The organism is Paenibacillus sp. J22P51, assembly GCF_059692215.1.
In genome coordinates, this window is sequence record NZ_JCAUAZ010000004.1 from 346,270 (window position 1) to 366,182 (window position 19,913).

Consider the following 19,913-nt stretch of genomic DNA (forward strand, 5'->3'; position numbering starts at 1 on the left):
ATGAACATTTCATTGAGTTTTGAGAAGCTTTCCAAGTTTCCACGCCATGAAGAACCAAGCACGATTGCTGTTCCTTTTGCGGAAGGGATTGTGTCTGATAGCTCAAAAGTTTCTGTTCTAGACGGCAACGAGGTAGTTCCGACTCAGACCAGAGTAACGGCAACGTGGCCTGATGGCTCCGTGAAATGGCTGCTGCTGCATTTCCTTGCGGATCTTCCGGCCAATCTTGGCAAACAATTCGTTATATCAACGGATTGTGAAACTGTTTCGCCATCAGAACCAGTCGGGCTTCAGCAAGGTAATGGATCGCTTGTGATCACGACAGGTGCGCTGGAAGCCGAGTTGTCAGCTCCGGGCGAAACAGGCTTATTCAAATCGTTGAAGCGCAATGATGGCTTTCCGACGCATAGCGTAGTAGGTCCGTCGCTTCGAGATGCATTGAACCATGAGTATGTATGCGAAATTTCCGCTGATGGCTGGCGCGTTCTCGAAGCTGGTCCTGTTCGGTGCTCGGTTGAAGCCAAAGGGAAGCATCTCAGTGCTGAAGAGAATCGCTGGTTCGATTTCGTTGTCCGGGTCTATGCGTTTGCAGGAAAACCGTGGTTGATGGTCGATTATCAGATCATCAACAAGGAGTCGGACAAGGAGCAAGTGATTCATGCTGCAGAGCTGCGTATTCAATCTGCGCAGGACATTCTGCAATCCGAACAGCTTCGACTGGGAATCAGCCGCTTCGGAGCGGATAAGAGATTGTCGAAGAGCGGAGTGAAGGGCGAACGGTTGTCGTATGCCTTTACGGCCGAATCTCTTAAGAAAGAATTTATCGAAGACATACCGGAAACATTTTGCGGTACATTCTGGGCAGATATCCATGAACAAAATCATGGTGGCATTAGTGTGACGTTGTTCCAAGCCCAACAAAACCTACCGAAATCTCTGGATGTAGCATCCGAAGAAATCAACGTGGGCATCATTCCTGCGGGACACCCTATCACCATGATGCAGGGGATGGCCAAAACTCATCGGTTCTTCCTGCATGTGCATGGAGCGGAAGAAACGCTGGAGCAGGTGAACGTACGAAGTCTGCAAATGCAGATGCCGGATCATCCTGTGCTAGAGCGCGGAGCCTATGAGCGGGCTGGCATTATCGAGTCCATTCCAGGCGATCAATTCATCGACTGGGTAGAGCGTGGATTTTATCGAATGGCGGACGGCCGAGCGAAAACCTTCGGCATGCTGCATTGGGGCGATGCGCCTGACAAGAATTATACGTTCCAAGGCAGAGGCGACGGAGATTGGGTTTGGGTGAACAACGAGTATGACCTTCCGCATGCTATGATGCATTTGTTCGCGAGAACCGGAAGAAGAAGATTCTATGATTACATGTTAAGAGGCGCTGAACATTGGATGGATGTGGATATTTGCCATTATAGCGAGGATCCTTTGCGTCAAAATGGGCAAATCATGCATTCCGCCAAGCATGTAACAGGAGTCGTTAAAATATGTCATGAGTGGGTCGAAGGCCTACTTGACTATTATCACATGACCGGTGAACAATCCGCGCTTGCGGCCGCTATTGGTATTGGTGACAACATAACAAGGATCTTAAATACGCCACGTTACCAAGGAGAGGGAGGCATTGCCGCTAGAGAAAGTGGATGGGCGCTTCGCAGTCTGACAGCCTTATATAATGAAACTTATGAAGAGAAATGGCTGGAAGCTGCAGAGCGCATTGTCGATCATTTTGAAATGTGGAAAAATAAATTCGGCACATTCTTGTCCCCTGCTACGGATCATACCGTATATCGGTCAGGCTTCATGATTTGTGTGGCGGTCAACAGCTTGATGCGCTACTATCGCATTCGCCCACAGGAACGGGTCAAGCAGATGATCGTGGAGGTAATGGACGATTATCTAACGCATTGCTATGTGAAAGAAACGGGCTTATTTTACTATAAAGAGTTACCTAGTACGCAGAAACTGCACAGCAATCCGATCTGTCTAGAGGCGTTGTCTTATGCCTATGAGTTTACCGGTGAGGTGAAGTATCTGGAAGCGGGTCGAGCGACGTTCCGTGAAGGCATTGATATCCGGGGGGGCGAGGGAGAAGGTAGACAAATCTCTGGAGATGCCCTTATTTTCTGGGGAGATAGTCCGAAGAAGTTTGCGCAATATTACTATCCGATCTTCTATTATTATCAAACAACTATAAAGGCCGGCATCAAAATGTAACCTTCAAATAAAAATCTGAGGAGATAAAATAGGATGAAATTACTGCAATTTTACACAAAGCAAGACCCGAATAGGCTGCAAGTCGGAGTTGTAAAAGGTGAGAATTCGATTCAAGCATTAAACGTATCTGGCAGTTCACGAGATGTGATTCGTGGGCTTGCTGAATCTGGTAAGAGTACCGAAGAATACCTCACTGGACTTGCGGAAAACGGCTCTGTTTATCCGTTGGAGGATGTCAAACTAGCTTCACCTTTGACGGATCCAGAGAAAATTATTTGCATCGGACTCAACTATCATGATCATGTCATTGAATCCAATATGCAGGTACCGAAGGTTCCTGTACTTTTTCCAAAGTACAACAACTGTTTAACCGGACACGAAGATTTCATTACGATCCCGAGCGAAGTCTCTCAATGTGATTACGAAGTCGAGCTTGCAGTCGTAATTGGCAAAACGGCAAAAAAGGTAACAAAAGAAGATGCTATGGATTACGTTTTCGGATATACGGTATTGAATGACGTCAGTGCCCGTGATATTCAGCTTAACGAACCACAATGGACCCGTGGAAAGGCAATAGACGGGTTCGCGCCGACTGGTCCGTGGATTGTTACCGCAGATGAGATTGAGAACCCAGGAAGACTGAACATCTCACTGACGTTGAACGGACAAGTGATGCAGAATTCGAACACGAAGGAATTAATTTTCGATGTTCCGCATTTGATCTCGTTTCTTTCTAAGACGATTACACTTCAACCGGGTGATATCATTAGTACGGGAACACCACCGGGAGTTGGAATGGGCAAGAAGCCACAGGTATGGTTGAAGCCTGGTGATGTTGTGGAAGCGACAGTTGAGGGAATTGGTACACTTCGGAATACATTTGCAGCAGATCGCTAAAGGATAGGTGACGCTATATTGGCTAACTCTCTTAGAGTAGTTGCAGACGTTAAAGCATTGTTAGGCGAGGGTCCCAGTTGGGACGCACAACATGGATTATTATTTTGGGTAGATATCCTAAGCAACAATCTGTATGTCATGGAACCAGCTTCCGGAAGGCAGAATGTGTATCACTTCGAACAAGCATTAAGTGCTGTTGTACCCAATAAGAGCGGCGGTCTTCTAGTCGTCACAAATAAGGGCTACCATTCTCTTTCGTTAGATGATGGAAGTCTGACACCCATCTATGATCCTGAGGAACATTTGTCTAACAATCGTTTTAACGATGGAAAATGTGATCCGCAGGGGCGGTTTTGGGCAGGCACCAAAGACCTTGACGATGCTCCGGGAGCGGGAAGCTTATACTGTTTGGATACAAACTTGGAGTGCCATAAGAAGCTGGATAACGTCACGATCTCGAACGGGCTAGCTTGGAGTCCGGATCATAAGACGATGTATTTTATCGATAGCGCATCAGAACAAGTGATGGCTTTTGATTATGACGATTGGGCAGGGAACATCTCTAACCCTCGCTGTGCTATTGATTTTAAACCTGTTGAAGGATGGCCAGATGGCATGACCATAGACACCGAAGGCATGTTATGGATTGCCCATTGGAATGGGTGGCAGGTCTCTAGATGGAACCCGAATACGGGAGAATGTCTTGAAAGCATTCCAGTTCCGGCAGCACTCGTCACTTCATGCGTATTCGGAGGTCCAGAGTTGAAGACACTGTACATTACAACGGCCTCATGCGGTCTTACGGCTGAAGAGCTGCTGAGCCAACCTCATGCGGGAGCGCTTTTTGCTGTGGAGACCGAAGTGCGTGGAGCCCAGACTTACTACTTTGGGAAATAATCGGGAAATGCTTTCCGAGCGGGAGGCTAGTTTTATGAAAATCGTGATTGCACCAGATTCGTTTAAAGGCAGCCTTAGCTCAGAAGCGGCAGCGATGGCGATAAGGGACGGGATTCTGCGGGCTATGCCAATGGCAGAAACCTTCCTTATTCCTATAGCAGATGGAGGAGAAGGAACGGTGGATAGCCTTGTGCAGGCAACACAGGGCGTTAAGATTTCCGTTCCTGTACAAGGCCCGCTGCAAGATGAGGTGACCGCCACGTATGGAGTCCTCGGAGACGGCATCACGTGTGTGATTGAAATGGCGGCGGCTTCTGGATTAATCTTAGTTCCAGCGAAGCACCGAAATCCAATGGTGACGACAACGTACGGTACCGGTCAATTGATCCGGCATGCGCTCGATCACGGATATCGTTCCTTCATACTTGCGCTAGGCGGCAGTGCGACGAACGATGGTGGTTGTGGCATGCTTCAAGCTTTGGGCTTACAGCTTTTAGATGAGGAAGGGCGCGAGATTGGGGTTGGAGGTCAAGATTTGCCTCACATTAAGCGCATCGATGCCTCCAGGTGGGATGAGCGCATAGGCGAATCGCAATTTACTGTTGCTTCAGATGTCACGAATCCGTTCATTGGCCCACAAGGAGCATCGTATGTCTTCGGACCGCAGAAAGGTGCGACGCCGGAGATGGTTGAAGCGCTAGATGGAGCGCTCTCCCATTGGGCCGATATCATAGAAACGCATACCGGTACAGCTGTTCATCAGCTGCCGGGGGCTGGCGCAGCGGGAGGGCTTGGCGGTGCGTTTCAAGCGTTCTTTCCCTCGAGCACGAAACGTGGTATCGATGTGGTGATAGAAATGTCCAGGCTTGATGAGCATCTGCAGGATGCGAATCTCGTATTTACCGGCGAAGGGCAGACGGATGCCCAGACCGCTTCCGGCAAAGCGCCGATGGGGATTGCGCAGGCTGCGGGGCAGCTTGGCATTCCCGTCATCGTCCTTTCAGGCTCAGTCGGACAAGGGGTTGAGAAGCTTTATGAATATGGCATGACGAGTATTCACAGTATCGTGGACGGACCGATATCGCTTCAGGAGGCGATGAGTCGTACACCTGATCTGTTAGCGCAGAAAGCAGAGCAAGTCATGCGTACTTTTTTAGCCGGGAGAAGATCAGCCAATTGAGTCATTACACAACTCATCCCATCAGAGCGATGCCGGAGCGATTATGATATACTGTATACATGATATACATTTCCGGATTGCAAGAATGATGGAGGATTGAACAACATGGAGATCGGCGACGAGATCGATGAGGAAGTTATACAAAGCTTACCGTCTGGGGTAGCTCTAAGCTGGGGAATTATTAAGCAGCCTAGCAGGGGGCCGAAGGGTGAGCTTAGCATCAAAAAAATCGTCGATGCGGCGATTGTCATTGCGGATCGCGATGGACTTACGGCGGTTTCGATGAGCAGAGTCGCTCAATCATTGGGGTTCACGACGATGTCATTGTATCGCTACATCACAAGTAAGGAAGATCTGCTCATCCTGATGCAGGAAGCCGTCTGTGATATTCCAATTCCACCGGAAGTGGAGGGTAAACCATGGCGCGAGGAAATGAGGGAATACGTCTGGGCTTGCGTGGATGTGTTTCGGAAACATGCTTGGTATGGCGATATTCCGATTACGAGCGTTCCCCTCACGCCAAACAATCTCCAGGTGATCGATTGGATGCTAAGAATCATGCGGGATTTCCCGTTGAACGATTTTGAGAAGATGTCTTTCCTGCTGCTCGTAAGCAGCTATTCAAGAGCATGTGGTTTAATTGCACGAGATATGGACAAAGCTATCCGCGATGGCGCGAGCCCGGAAGCATTCAGCGGCATTCCCTATGGTTCGGCACTGAAGCAGTTGGTTAAGCCGGATCGGTTCCCCAGTTTGCATCCCATCTTGATGGCAGGTGCTTACACGGATGAAGTGGAAAACCCGATTGGCAATGATCTGGATTTCGGACTCGAGCGTATATTGGATGGGATTGAGCATTATTTGAAGCAGAAAAAAGAGGGCCTGGGGTAAGAGGTTGCTCTTTCTATTTTGATTAGGCATAAAAAAGCGGCTGTTCACAAGTAGATGGATCTACTTGCGGACAGCCGTTTCTTTTGGGGGGGACGTTGAAAGCGTTGTTGATCGTCATCAGTACACCCTCTATCTTGTGTGTATATTCAATTGACCACAAGTTCCATATCGTATAGACAGTGGGGCACCTATTGACGTGTGTTCATTTCATATATTGAATAAATTGTAATATTTAGTATACTCGTGGGGTTTCATTCAACTATAATGGTGAAGGGTTGTAAGGTGAAATTTGAATAGGAGGATAAAATCTTGAAACAAATAAAGAAATATATTTGGATGGTTGCAGTTGTTCTACTTCTTTTATCCATAGGGCAATTCACAGGGGGATCTAGCAAAGTATATGCGGAATCGACGACTAGGGTAACGATCGAAGATCCCGCATTAGATGCATTAATTCGAAAACAGTTGAAACTTTCAGATGCGCCAATAACAGAGAAGGATATGTTGTCATTACAATCGATTTCGGGAGCAAGCTGGTTAGGTATTCAAAACTTGAATGGCCTGGAGTATGCCAAAAATCTTACATCGATTCGTATGGGAGAAAATAAAATTTCCGATTTAACGCCGATTGCTAACTTAACACATCTTGTATCTATTGATTTTAATCATAATAAAATAACCGATATTGGCGCTTTAAGCGGATTGACTAATTTAAAAGATTTAACCTTGTACGATAATAAAATACGAAATCTGGAGCCTCTAAGAGGACTAACTAAGCTCGAAAGTTTAGCCCTTTACAGTAACGATATCTATGACATATCTCCCTTGCAGGGATTGGTGAGTTTAACTTCAATGCAGATTTATATTAACCACATTAAAGATGTTTCCCCGCTGTCAGGCTTAATCAATTTAACTTCTCTATACATAAGCAATAATGAGATCAAAGATATTAGCATACTGAGCAGGTTGACGAAACTAACATCATTTTCATTCAGTGGTAATCAAATAGCAGATATTCAAGTTATCAAACACATGCCGGGGCTTACTTATCTAAACATCGATGATAACCCGATTAAGGACTTTTCAGCTGTTCAAAATCTAAATAAACTGAAGTGGCTCGATCTTTCCAACTTCGGTATCGAAGATCTGACTTTCTTGCAGGACATGCAAAGTTTGACTAGACTCGATCTTTCTAAAAACCATATTCGAGATATTAGACCTCTAACGAAGTTGACTTCTTTAGAACATCTGAACGTAATGAATAACCAAATCAGTGAACTTAATCCGTTGTCACTGATGACCAACTTGTCCGATTTACAGCTCAGCTATAATCCAATCACTGACATTACACCATTAGTTCAGCTGCATAAACTATCAACGCTATTTCTGGATAGGGTGCCGGTGCAGGACTTTTCAAGGCTTGGACAATTGACCTCACTTACTTTTTTAACATTGGGCTACAATGGTCTCTCCGATATCGGTTATTTATCTAACCTGGAGCGATTAAGCTATCTTTCACTAGATGGGAATAGTATTCAGGATCTGACACCTTTAAAAGACCTTCGTCGATTAGTGAGTTTAAGTCTATCCCAAAATAATGTCACTGATATTTCGGGACTAAAAGGATTTTCAACCTTATCTGATCTAGATGTTAGGTTCAATCAGATCATGGATATATCGGCTTTATCAAACCTTATGAACTTAACGAAGGTATACCTGGAAAACAATCAGATCACCAATATTGAAGCACTAAATGATCATCCAAAACTTTGGGAAATTCATGTTGGGAACAATCGACTTGATGAGAACTCGTTAGCATTTATTCAGGTTGCCAAGAATCGCGGTGTTGTCATTTCGCATGGCAATGAGCTTACTGTCATGATCAATACGAATATTCAAAGCTTTTCTAACGATGAGAAACCTGTGCGTGAAGAGGGGAGTGTCTTACTTCCGATGCGTCGAATTTTCAACGCTCTAGGTGCTAGTGTGACGTGGGACGAGCATACGCGTACGGTAAAAGCGACGAAAGATGCTAAGGAAGTGCTGTTAACGATTGATTCGAAGGAAGCATTCGTGAATGGCAGTGTCATTCAACTAGTAATTGCTCCTAAGATACAAAATGGAACGACGTTTGTGCCCGTCCGTTTTGTCAGCGAAACGCTCGGCGCTAAGGTAGAGTGGGATGACCAGAATCAAATGGTTGTAATTGAAAGCCAATAGAATGAATTGGAGGCATGACAAATGAAACACAAAATTCTCGCTATTGCTTTAATCGGGATATTATCATGGAGTAGCTTGGTCCCATCTCAGACATATGCTGCTTCACCAGAGGTTAAAATCGAGGACCCAGCCCTCGAGAAAGAAATTCGGGCCGAGTTGAAATTAGAAGAGGGTACGGCACTGGATTATACAAATCTACAAAAACTAACATCCCTATATCCGAAGGGGAATGAGAAAATTAAGAGTTTGAAAGGCCTGAATATGGCACGTAATCTGCAACAATTATACTTGCCTAATCAGGAGATCACAGATATCAGTCCGCTCAGCAGTTTGTATAAGTTAACGTTTCTTTCCATAGATCATAATCAAATTCAAGATGCTTGTCCGATTGCCAATCTGTATGCCTTACAAAAGCTAGTCATGACCAATAATCAAATTGAGGAAATCGGGTGTTTCACTCGTCTGACTGGTCTGACCGATTTGCTGGCAAGTAACAATAAAATCAAGAATATTCAGCCGCTTACCAAACTTAAACTAGGATGGCTTGATGTCTCAAATAATCCAGTTGCAGATATATCACCGATCGGTGCAATGAACAAACTACACCATATCTATGTTACCAAAGATTCACTTAATGAAGGCTCTAACGCGTTACTGAAGCAATTAGAACAATCGGGAGTTGCAGTAAATCGGGCTTCTGCTTCATCGGATAAGGTATCTGGCATATCTGTACTAGTGAACGATGATCGCGTTCTGTTTGATCTTGCTCCTTTGGTAGATGCAGGAACGACATTAGTGCAGTTCCGACCTCTTTTTGAAAAGTTAGGTTTCGTTATTCAGTGGGATGGGACAACACGAACCATTCAAGCGGAGAAGGAGGGCGTGAAGATTTCTCTGCAAGTTGATAATCCAAATGCAACTCTGAACGACGTGCCCAATCCGTTAACCGTAGCGCCGAGAAATATCGAAGGCAGTATTTTTGTGCCAATCCGATTTGTAGGAGAAGCGTCCAAATTTGTTGTGACTTGGGAAAGTAGCTCGAAAACGATTTATCTTCAATCTATTAGATCCATTGTTACCCCTGATAAGAAGTTAAGAGCAACATTAGGTGGCAATTGGTTGAGTATAACGCCTCCAGCTAACGCTAATTTCCAATTATATGCGGGGAGCGGAAACAACGCTTTGGTATCTTCTTCTGAGTCAAAGTCACTATTCGATAAGACTCTGACACTAGATGAATATGAAGTCGGTATAAAAAAAGTGTTGGAGGACCAGAAGGTAACAAAGTTTTATGATGAAAAATCATTGACAACGAACAGGTTGAAAGCCCGGCAATTTACTTATTCAAAAAGCGGGACGAATGGTGAAGATTTTACAGTCACCCATACAATAGTCGACGGGAAGTACAGCTATTTTAATATTATTCTCATCTCGGGAGAACTCGTTTACTCGGAAATCAACAAAGAATATCAAAATATCTTACAAACGTTAGAAGAAATAAAAACACCCTATCAGCTAAGCGAAGAAAAGTTTGGTGCTCTTAAGCCTACCGAACGGTTGTTAGATGCAGCGCAATATTATCGGAATCTAGGCTTTTTTGAAAGTGTTAAGGGACTGACAAGTCAAGAATTTGATAAAAAAATGTTGGAATTCTACAAGAGTTTCACGGATTGGAATCCTTTCGATTCTAGCGAGCATTACAATGATTTAGCAGAACTCTATCTTTTAATAGGAGACGAAGACCGTGTTTGGGTAGAGGATTGGGAATTAGATGTCGGTAAGGGAAAAGATGCTTACGTAACCACGTTAAGACAGTGGAGCAAGATATCCCGTGGGGCATTTCAGCCAACCGATATAAAGGAAACTTGGGACGCAGAAGAGGGGCCAATCACTGTTAGCTTTAAGTTGAATGGTCAAGAGCGAGTAATTCATCCTGAGTATGTGGGTAGTTATATGAATACCTATGGTTTACTCAAGGAAATAAATGACATGATTAAGGCAAGTGGATATCAATTCGCTGTGGTGGAGAATGATGATGAAGAGGTTATGGTGACAGCGTTAAATGCGGAAGAGAAAATGAAACTGCAGCAGGATCGGTACATCGATTTCGATTTCATCACGTTTGACTAATACAAAGCTAGTACACAAAAAAGGCCATCCTTCTGCAAGAAGGATTGGCCTTTTTTTCATTTTGTGAGGATGTTAACGGTCTGTGTTTTAGGAACCCAATCAACCTTGGTACCAAGCGACTCGGCTATAAAACGGACAGGTACTAAGGTGCTCCCATTCATAATGGTAGGAGGAGCGTCAAGCGAAATCGACTTTCCATTTAAGGTACCTGTCGTGTTTCCGACGACTAAAGTTAGGATGCTGTTACCTTTCGTTGCTGTAACTGTTGAGGTATCAGTATCCCACGTAACTTTGGCTCCAAATGATTCAAATATTTTACGTAAGGGGACCAGTGTACTTCCGTTGATGATTGTGGGTTGCTGGTCGAACGAGAGCAATGTCCCATCTAGACGTACAGAGATCAATGTAGTTTGGGGTGCAGCTTCACCCTCACTACTTTTAATCCAAACGGGTTCAGTCCGATACCACTCCGTACCATCGCCGGAATAACCACCACCCCATGACCAGAGTGTGCCATCTTCTCTAAGTGCCAAAGAACGAAACCCAGTCCCATGTGCTCCTATTTTAGTGACTTTCATCAGGCCTTTTACTTGTATAGGGATATCACTATTATCATAAGACCCGATCCCTAATTGACCGCCGCGGTTATCACCGCTAGCCCAAACGGTACCATCTTTCTTCAAATAAAGAGGGCCGCCAGCGGTAGCACCGATATCGATAATGTCTTGGATGCCTTGTACTTTCTGGGGAGCGGATTTGTTAGCTGTGTCTTGTCCGGCGATAACACCTTGACCATTTGAGCCAAATGTCCAAACGGTGCCATCTTTTTGTAGTGCATAGGAGTTGACTCCACCTGCCGCGATAGCAGTAATATCACTGAGTCCGTCAATCCTCACAATGGCTCCTCGGTCTAACGTCCATACTGTTCCGTCTTTTTCAAGAACTAATAGGTTATCGCCATATCCCGTTGAAATGCTGCTCACATTTTGAAATCTTAATTGGACAGGATACGTGTAGGTACCCGTAGACCCATCTGGTTTTTTATAATAGATGCCTCCCCATGCCCATAAGGTACCATCATCTTTAATCGCATAACTTTTCCCCCGAGCTCCCCAAACCGAAACGACATGTGATAATCCCTCGACCTGATGAGGAAGAGCTCGGTTATTATCTATAACCATTTTGCCTGAACCTGTCTCAAGAGATGTCTGCATGCCGTCACCGACTTGTCCGCCTAAATTGTCACCCCATACCCACACAGTACCATCCTTTTTAACCGCGAGTGCGTGCTCGGAACCAGCCGCGATGGAGATGACCTCATTTAACTCTTTCACCTGAGTAGGAATTTTCGTGTTAGTAGCACTTGGGCCCTTTTCGCCATTGCCGAAAACGCCTCCACGGTTCGTTTCTCCCCATACCCAGACACTGCCATCGTTTTTAATTCCTAGGCTGACGCGCCCTCCAACAGCGATATCCTTCCAGCCAACATTAGTTACCTCAGCGTGGGTATGTGGAATAGAAGTAGTAATGGCGAAGCTCAGCATTAAGCCTAATGCTAATGCAGTTTTGGTTAAAATCTTAGACTGAATAACCATGTAAAGGTATCATACTCCTTATTTTCAAATGATTTACATACTCATTCTTCATAGGAGTATCGTATCCCTTCGTTAATATGGATTATTGCGCGAAATACCGCTCAGTCATAGGTCGAGGGAGTACTATAAGCCACTTATGTCGCTACGAAAAGTGCAAAAGTGCAACCTTTTTACTCGAGCCAATCCCTCCATTTGAAATGCGTGCAAAAGTGCAACTATTTCTGCCCCCAATCATCCTTTGGGCACCTTTTCGGTGCAAAAGGATGCCTTTTTGCACTTATTTATCTAGTTTGGGGCATTTTCCCCGAAAAAAAGTGCCTTTTGGCAATTTTGGCTTTGGCCGATTGTGCCAGGGAATGAATAACGTTATGCCATAACGTTATTTTGGTTACGAGCCTACGTTCAAGGAAAATAGAACGATGGCATAACGCTATTTCTACTGTTTAGTAGAAAATGAGCTATTTAAAGGAGAATAGCGTTATGCCATAACGTTAAACGGGTACAGTCCGAATTTTTCTGCGATATAAGATGATGCCACAACGTTATTAACTCAACATGCCGTAAGTTGGTTCCACCTAACTTTACGCACCTCACGCTGGAAGTTGCGCGTGGTGCATAGGAGTGTGGAATGCACTCACTTCCCGCTTTTCCTACGGAACACAAGGATACACCAACTAATGGCAATCACCAGCAAAGCCACGCACCAGCCGACCGCCCACCAGGCATTATCCATCACCGGCGTACCCATTAATAGCCCGCGAATCGTCTCAATGACCGGCGTGATCGGCTGATGGTTAGAGAACCCTTGCAGCCAAGATGGCATAGTGTTCGTCGGGACGAAGGCGCTGGACAAATAAGGGAGAAACAGCAGCGCGAAACCGTAACCGCTGGCAGCGGAGGGGCTGCCTGTGACGAGACCGATCGCGGCGAATAGCCATGTAAAGGTCAGAATGAACAAGATGATGACGCCAATTGCTCCTAGCCATTCAATGAAGGTGGCATTCGGGCGAAAGCCAACAAGCAGGGCAACTCCGATGACTATGCAAGTAGCAAGCAGGTTCCGGGCAAGACTTGCCGCGACATGCCCCGTGATAACGCTAATGCTGCTGATCGGCATTGTTCGAAATCGATTGATAATGCCGTTCGTCATATCTGTTGCAACATCAACAGCTGTGCTTGATGAGCCGAAGCCTGCGCACAACAGGATGATACCTGGTACAACATAGTTCACGTAGTCGCCGCTTGGATCGAGTGCACCGCCGAAGATATAGGTGAACAGCAGCATTAACATAATGGGAAGCATGATGGCCATCATGAGCGACTCGATGTTGCGCAGGCTATGCCGAATACTGCGTCCGATAAAGACAGTGTTCGTTGCAGCGAAAGAAGCGGGCTTTGGCATAGGTTGAGAGTTGTTCATATTCACAGGCTGAAGATTATTCATCGTTTGGAAATCGCTCATACGAAGGAAGCCTCCTTGTGATCCTTTGTGGTTAACGCTAGAAAGACATCGTCCATGCTTGGCTTACGAATGAAGATTCGTGTACCTAGCGGACACGAGTTGGCGATCTCGTTCAACGTTTGGCGAACATCCTGAACCGTGCCGCTCGTCGGTATGGATCGAATGACTTCGTCCAAGTGATTCCGGAGCTCGATGACTTCGCCGCCAACACGAGCTTTCAAGGACTCCGCAGAGCCAGATGCGACGATTCGTCCATGATTCAGCACAGCAATTTCGTCTGCAAGCTGATCCGCTTCTTCTAAATATTGCGTCGTCAACAGAATCGTCATGCCTTGCTGCTTCAATCGCAGAATCGTCTCCCAAAGGGAGCGGCGGCTGACCGTATCCAAGCCAGTTGTCGGCTCATCGAGGAAGAGCACGGGACGGCTGACGACAAGACTAACGGCCAGATCCAGCCTGCGGCGCATGCCGCCGGAGTAAGTTGTCACGCGCTTGCCTGCTGCGCCTTCGAGCTCGAAATATCTCAGCAGCTCGGCTGCTCGTAAGCGGGACTCGCCCGCAGATAAGCCAGATAAGCGGCACATCATGATGATATTCTCGTGGCCCGTCAGCACTTCATCCACCGCAGCGAATTGCCCCGTGAGCGAGATCGAGCGCCGGACCGCATTACGGTCAGTGATTACATCGTGTCCTTCGATTCGAGCAACCCCCTCGTCTTGCTGGGATAGTGTCGATAGGATGTTGATCAGTGTAGTTTTACCAGCGCCGTTGGGCCCAAGCAATGCGAAGATCGTACCTTTCTCCACCTGTAAATCGATGCCATCCAATACGGTTTGTTTGCCGAAGCTTTTGCGCAAGCCGCTTACTTCAATGGAATTAGTAGTCATTCGTTATCTCCCCGTCCTTTGAATTGTGGATCATATAAACAGTGTATTACATACTCAGTTATTTATGATCATTCTCAAGACCGATATTGCACTCAGTCGTACGTATCATTCTATCTGCCTCATGCGCTCCCTCAACCCATAATAAACCCGCATTCTATAAGGGTTTTCTCTGCCACTTTTACATAAAGTACAGTGAAAATTCATCCGATTTTCAAATCGTACAGTACATTTTAACCCCAGCAAAAATGAGCAGTATCCAATTCCTCACCAGATTTCGTATGATGAAATCGCAAAGAGGAAGCAGGGAAACACAGACAGAAGGAGGTAGCATACTTGGGAATCTTCTCAGCAATACGCAAGGAATGGAAGCATTTCTGGAAGGCAAAAAGCTTATTTTTTATCGGATTGCCTGCCATTATTGTTGTGTTTATCTTTTACTACTTACCCATGTATGGCATCGTGATTGCATTCAAGGATATCAACTACGCCAAAGGCATTTGGGGAAGCGATTGGGTAGGGCTGCATAACTTCAAGTTTTTCTTTAACTCGCAAGATGCTTTAAGGATTACACGGAACACGCTGCTGCTAAATGGATTATTTATCGTGGTGGGCATGTCCTGCGCTTTGGTCATCGGATTATTGCTGGCTGAATTGGGCCGTAAATGGGTGAAGCTGTTTCAGACGATCTTGTTCTTTCCATACTTTCTATCTTGGGTTGTCGTCGGTTTCGTCAGCTACATCTTGCTGAATCCATCCTTCGGCGTGATCAATAAGGTATTGGATCAGTTCCATGTTGCCCCAATCGACTGGTATAGTAAGCCGGGCTATTGGCCCCTCATTTTAACACTCACATACTTATGGAAAAATGTCGGCTACACCGCCATCATCTTCTTCACAGGACTGCTGTCCATCGACAACAGTTATTATGAGGCTGCTTCTATAGATGGTGCTTCACGATTACAGCAAATTCGGAAGATCTCGATCCCGCTCATTTTGCCGCTGATTACGATGCTGTTCATGCTCAATGTGGGCCGCATATTTTACTCGGATTTCGGATTATTTTACTTCGTGCCCCGGGATGCTGGGATGCTTTACTCGACGACAGACGTCGTGGATACGTATGTTTTCCGCTCGCTGCGGGTTGTAGGTGACCTAGGAATGGCATCTGCCGCTAGCTTGTACCAGGCTGTTGTTGGTCTGATTCTAGTCGTAACGACCAACTTACTCGTCAGGAAATTTAATAAAGAGAATGCTATGTTCTAGGGAGGAGGGTGGCGGTGAATTCATCCATCAAGAAAAAGTCAGAAAATAACTGGCTGATCATTCTATTCTTTATTGTTCTATCCATCCTGTTCATCTATCCGATGCTGTACGTCATTTCGGTCTCACTCTCCTTCGACGGGGACATCGCCAAGTATGGCTACCAGCTAATTCCAGAGCGAATTACGCTTGTCGCGTATTCGTATATTTTTCAAACGCCGAAGATGCTGCTTCAATCCTACATGGTGACGATTTTTGTGACGGTCGTAGGAACCGTGTTAAGCTTGATACTCACTTCTTCCCTGGCGTATATTATGACTCGGAAGGATTATCGATATAGCAAAATCACAGGTTACTTCGTCTTCTTCACGCTGCTTTTTAATGCCGGATTGGTTCCGTCGTATATCGTTATGACGAGTGTTTTACACTTACAGGATACGATTTGGGCCTTAATTCTTCCGTATGGGGTCAGCGCCTGGTTTACCATGCTCATGAAGGGTTTTATGGATGGGTTGCCTTTTGAAATTATTGAGTCTGCCAAAATCGATGGATCTTCCGAACTGAGCACCTTCGTGCGAATCGTTCTTCCGCTTTCGAAGCCAGCCCTTGCTACAGTAGGTTTGTTCTACGCACTTGCTTATTGGAATGATTGGTGGCTTGCGATGCTGTATATTCAAAATGAGAATCTGATTCCGCTTCAATACTACTTGCAGCGAATCATGTCTAATATCGAGTTTTTGACTAAAAATATGCAAGCAGGTATCAGCATTGATATGAGTGCGATTCCAGCTGAATCCTCCCGTATGGGGATTGCCATTCTGGCAGCAGGCCCGATGTTGTTCGCTTTCCCATTCTTCCAGAAATACTTGATCAAAGGATTGACAGTTGGCGCAGTTAAAGGCTAACTGAGTGTAAGTCCAGTAACGTTTGTCAATCCGAATCCGGATCGGATGATAATAAATGGCTCCATTAGTACCACTTTGACCATGAAATCAGGAGGGTTCGATCATATGAAAAATAGAACAATTAAAGCGTTGTCTCCCGTTATTGTAAGCTGCGTGTCTCTTTCTATGTTGCTCAGCGCTTGCGGTTCCAGCACGAACAGCTCTTCACCGTCCCCAGCTGCCAGCACTGCACCTGCATCTCCAGCTGCTACGACAGCGTCACCAGTCCCAGCTACAGCGGAGCTTAAGCCATATGAAATTACTTGGTATTTGCCGCAAAGCGTATTCCCTGATGCGAAGCTCGTTCAGGATGCGATGAGCAAAATTACCAAAGAGAAAATCAACGCAACATTGAACATTCAATTGGTGGATTGGGGTACGTACGATCAGAAAATGCAAGCGATTGCAGCTTCTGGGGAGAAAGCGGATTTGATTTTCACATCCAACTGGACGAATGACTACCTGCAAAACGTGAACAAAGGAGCATTCCTCGACATCACGGAGCTATTACCGAAATACGGTCCCGATATTCTGAAGCAAGTACCTCCATCTGCTTGGGATGCGGCGAAAGTGAAGGGCAAGCTGTACGGGATTATTAATACCCAAGTTCTAGCTCGTACGCCAGGCTTACTGATGAACAAAACGACCTTAGACAAATATGGCTATAAAGCCGATCAGTTCAAAACATTGGCCGATTTGACGCCATTTTTCGAAAAAGTGAAAGCGTCTGAGCCAGACAAATATCCATTCAGCCTGAAGGGTGATACGGATGTTATGGGGAACTACGGCAGTGCCATCGGACTTGAGTATTTCTCACAAAAGAACCCGGGTGTAGTTCGCATCGACGATGCTTCCTCCAAAGTTGTGAATTTGTATGAGACGAAGGAATTCACGGCCTTTTTGAAACAAATGCGCGAATGGTACTCCAAAGGCATTATTCGTAAAGATGCAGCAACGATTAAAGATACGAACTCGGATGAACTGGCAGGCAAATATGTATCCTCCACGTTCACGGTCATTAATCCGGACTCGGCAGCCAACCAAGCACAACGCTTTGGTGGTGGGGATGCAGCGAATGTAGCAGCCATCGAATTCTCTAAACCCTATATGAGCACAGGTTCCATTATCGCGACAATGACTGCTATTTCCCGCACATCCAAAGATCCAGCAAGAGCGATGATGTTCTACAACTTGATGTACTCCAATGCGGAACTATTCAATTTGATGAGCTATGGTATCGAAGGCAAGCACTATACGAAGGTTTCGGATGGTTTGATCAAAAAGATGGACAATGCCGGCTACTGGGTGGATTCCGGTTGGGAGTACGGTAACATGTTCAATTCGTACCGTACTAGTGCTACGCAGCCGAAATGGTTCCCAGCAGGTCCGGATAAGAATGCCGCAGCGATTCCTTCCAAAATTCTCGGATTCTCTTTTGACCCAAGTAACGTGAAAAGTGAATTGGCACAAACCGCATCCGTCGTGGATGAATTCTATGCTGGATTGATCACGGGTATTGCTGATCCAGATACAACATTGCCAACGATGAATGCGAAGCTGAAAAAAGCAGGCTTGGACAACATTCTTGCTGAAATGCAGAAGCAAATTGATGCTTGGAAAGCTTCGAAATAGACGATAGGGAGTTATACTTAAACACTTACAACGAAAAACTTACACCATGAATGAAAGCCGCTTATCTTCTTTTTAGAATGATGATAGCGGCTTTTTTCTATAGATTTAATACGGTATTTACTAACAATGAGGAGGTTTTAGTAATGGAACACCGCAGCAACAACGGATCGCAACGTAACCTCGTTCTCCTCCCGTTACGTCAGACTCTACATCACGACGACAGTTCAAAGTGATGCGGGGTATGCAGTTATACCAGGCGATCGCAGCAACGCGCGTATTTACGAATTCGAAGTTTACGGCAATTAACGGCAGAATCGTTGGCGTCCATCCCAGTTTTGGGGTGGGCGTCTTTTTACTACTAAACACTAACTTGTCTTACATTCGCCGCCTTCCCCCGCCAACTTTAGCTTTCACGCACTACCCATCTACTCGCGCCGACCATAGCTCATTCGCAATACATCCGCCTTCCCGCGCCGACCATAGCTCACTCGCAATACATCCGCCTTCCCGCGCCGACCTTAGTTCTCTCGCAAACTAGATGGATTTTATGCAGTTAATCTGGACGAATAACGGCGAATTTGCGGAATATATGGATTTTCTGCAGTTAATTAAAGCTCTTTTGGGGAAATGGAGCGATTTCGAAGAAATTTACTACATAATTTCCGGTTAATTCTAATTTCACGTGGATTTTGCTGAAAATAGCAGGAGTTTTTCCAGTTAATTATCTTGAAGGGGGCAATTATGGTCGAAAGAAAAAACAGCACATTTTCCAATTATATGGTAAATTTAGGGTAATAAAATAGGCGGATATTTGCCCTGTAAAGGAGAATCCAGCATGATGAATAAGCTTGGAAGCAAGCTCGGTGAGGGTGGTTGTGCGGAAGTTTTTCTATGGGAAAATGGTGAGAAAATTATCAAATTGGCAAAACCGAACACAAATGATGAAGCCTTGAGACGCGAATATCATAATCATCAAATTGCATGGGAAAGCGGGCTTCCTGTACCTCAAGCATTCGACTTCGTGGTGTTGGACGGTCGCCCTGGTATTGTTTATGAGAGAGTTGTTGGAGAAACATTATTGGAAGGTTTTATGAAACTGATGATGAGTCAAACAGCATTCACCATGGATGAAAGCAACATTCGACTCACTGCTCGAGCACTTAGTGAAGTTCATGCGAAGAAGCCAGTGGGTACCTTAAATAATCAAAGAAATAACTTGGTTTACAGCATCCATTCCGTTGAGCATTTAACTGCAAGTGAAAAATCAAACCTTTTAGCTAAATTAGAGGGGTTATCAGTCAAACATGTATTTTGTCATGGGGACCCGAATCCAGGTAATATCATGGTGCGTAATGATGACACGTATGTATGGATTGACTGGATGGATGCCTCTTTAGGTAATCCTGAAGCTGATCTAGCTGAATATGTGGTCATGATCAGGTATGGAATTCTACCGCCGTTCCTTCCAAAAGCAGTCACTGATTATTTCAATTCTTTGCGAGAGTCTATCATTGAGATTTTTATGGATGAGTACGATAAAAGAGCAGGAATTTCGATCGAGGAGGTTGAACCGTGGATTGCGCCTGTTGCAGCTAGAAAGTTAAGAGCGGATGCAATAACGGAAGAGGAGAAGAAAGTATTGTTGAATGAAATTAGAAGACGTTTATAGGGTCATTTTTCATTATA

14 protein-coding genes are annotated in these 19,913 nt (G+C 45.3%); 11 read left to right on the plus strand and 3 right to left on the minus strand.

Annotation, left to right across the window (positions count from 1 at the left end; genetic code table 11):
• The 7 genes from AC58QC_RS12435 to AC58QC_RS12465 all read left to right on the plus strand — a co-directional run bounded on the left by AC58QC_RS12435 (window position 1) and on the right by AC58QC_RS12465 (window position 10,447).
• Entirely contained in the window at window positions 1-2,232 is a 2,232-nt protein-coding gene (locus tag AC58QC_RS12435; RefSeq protein ID WP_497415455.1) for an RIFT barrel domain-containing protein, read from the plus strand.
• Window positions 2,233-2,265: 33 nt separating this feature from the next.
• Window positions 2,266-3,129: a fumarylacetoacetate hydrolase family protein gene (locus AC58QC_RS12440; RefSeq protein ID WP_497415456.1), complete on the plus strand. Its 864-nt coding sequence runs from the start codon at window positions 2,266-2,268 to the stop codon at window positions 3,127-3,129.
• 18 nt (window positions 3,130-3,147) lie between these two features.
• A complete protein-coding gene (locus AC58QC_RS12445; protein ID WP_497415457.1) occupies window positions 3,148-4,026 on the plus strand; it encodes an SMP-30/gluconolactonase/LRE family protein in 879 nt (292 codons plus the stop codon).
• Window positions 4,027-4,060: 34 nt separating this feature from the next.
• Entirely contained in the window at window positions 4,061-5,206 is a 1,146-nt protein-coding gene (locus AC58QC_RS12450; RefSeq protein ID WP_497415458.1) for a glycerate kinase, read from the plus strand.
• 105 nt (window positions 5,207-5,311) lie between these two features.
• Window positions 5,312-6,097: a TetR/AcrR family transcriptional regulator gene (locus AC58QC_RS12455; protein WP_497415459.1), complete on the plus strand. Its 786-nt coding sequence runs from the start codon at window positions 5,312-5,314 to the stop codon at window positions 6,095-6,097.
• Between the two features lie 309 nt (window positions 6,098-6,406).
• On the plus strand, window positions 6,407-8,317 hold the full coding sequence (locus tag AC58QC_RS12460; protein ID WP_497415460.1) for a leucine-rich repeat domain-containing protein: 1,911 nt from the start codon (window positions 6,407-6,409) through the stop codon (window positions 8,315-8,317).
• Between the two features lie 21 nt (window positions 8,318-8,338).
• Entirely contained in the window at window positions 8,339-10,447 is a 2,109-nt protein-coding gene (locus AC58QC_RS12465) for a stalk domain-containing protein (RefSeq protein WP_497415461.1), read from the plus strand.
• A gap of 56 nt (window positions 10,448-10,503) precedes the next feature.
• Here the strand turns inward: AC58QC_RS12465 and AC58QC_RS12470 are convergent, their stop codons facing one another.
• The 3 genes from AC58QC_RS12470 to AC58QC_RS12480 all read right to left on the minus strand — a co-directional run bounded on the left by AC58QC_RS12470 (window position 10,504) and on the right by AC58QC_RS12480 (window position 14,391).
• A complete protein-coding gene (locus AC58QC_RS12470) occupies window positions 10,504-12,042 on the minus strand; it encodes a stalk domain-containing protein (RefSeq protein ID WP_497415462.1) in 1,539 nt (512 codons plus the stop codon).
• A 634-nt stretch (window positions 12,043-12,676) separates the two neighbouring features.
• The gene (locus AC58QC_RS12475; RefSeq protein ID WP_497415553.1) at window positions 12,677-13,462 is read right to left on the minus strand and encodes an ABC transporter permease; all 786 of its coding nucleotides are present in this window, start codon (window positions 13,460-13,462) and stop codon (window positions 12,677-12,679) included.
• A 38-nt stretch (window positions 13,463-13,500) separates the two neighbouring features.
• Window positions 13,501-14,391, minus strand: a complete 891-nt coding sequence (locus tag AC58QC_RS12480; RefSeq protein ID WP_497415463.1) for an ATP-binding cassette domain-containing protein — start codon at window positions 14,389-14,391, stop codon at window positions 13,501-13,503.
• Window positions 14,392-14,724: 333 nt separating this feature from the next.
• On the opposite strand from AC58QC_RS12480, the gene AC58QC_RS12485 reads away from it, so the two are divergent.
• The 4 genes from AC58QC_RS12485 (at window position 14,725) to AC58QC_RS12500 (ending at window position 19,896) form a co-directional block, all read left to right on the plus strand.
• Entirely contained in the window at window positions 14,725-15,654 is a 930-nt protein-coding gene (locus AC58QC_RS12485) for an ABC transporter permease (RefSeq protein ID WP_497415464.1), read from the plus strand.
• 14 nt (window positions 15,655-15,668) lie between these two features.
• The gene (locus AC58QC_RS12490) at window positions 15,669-16,556 is read left to right on the plus strand and encodes a carbohydrate ABC transporter permease (RefSeq protein WP_497415465.1); all 888 of its coding nucleotides are present in this window, start codon (window positions 15,669-15,671) and stop codon (window positions 16,554-16,556) included.
• A gap of 105 nt (window positions 16,557-16,661) precedes the next feature.
• Window positions 16,662-18,227 carry a DUF3502 domain-containing protein gene (locus AC58QC_RS12495; protein WP_497415466.1) on the plus strand — a complete coding sequence of 522 codons (1,566 nt, stop codon included), beginning with the start codon at window positions 16,662-16,664 and terminating at the stop codon, window positions 18,225-18,227.
• Between the two features lie 835 nt (window positions 18,228-19,062).
• Complete coding sequence (locus AC58QC_RS12500) at window positions 19,063-19,896, plus strand: phosphotransferase family protein (RefSeq protein ID WP_497415467.1); 834 nt, start codon at window positions 19,063-19,065, stop codon at window positions 19,894-19,896.
• Window positions 19,897-19,913: the final 17 nt, after the last annotated feature.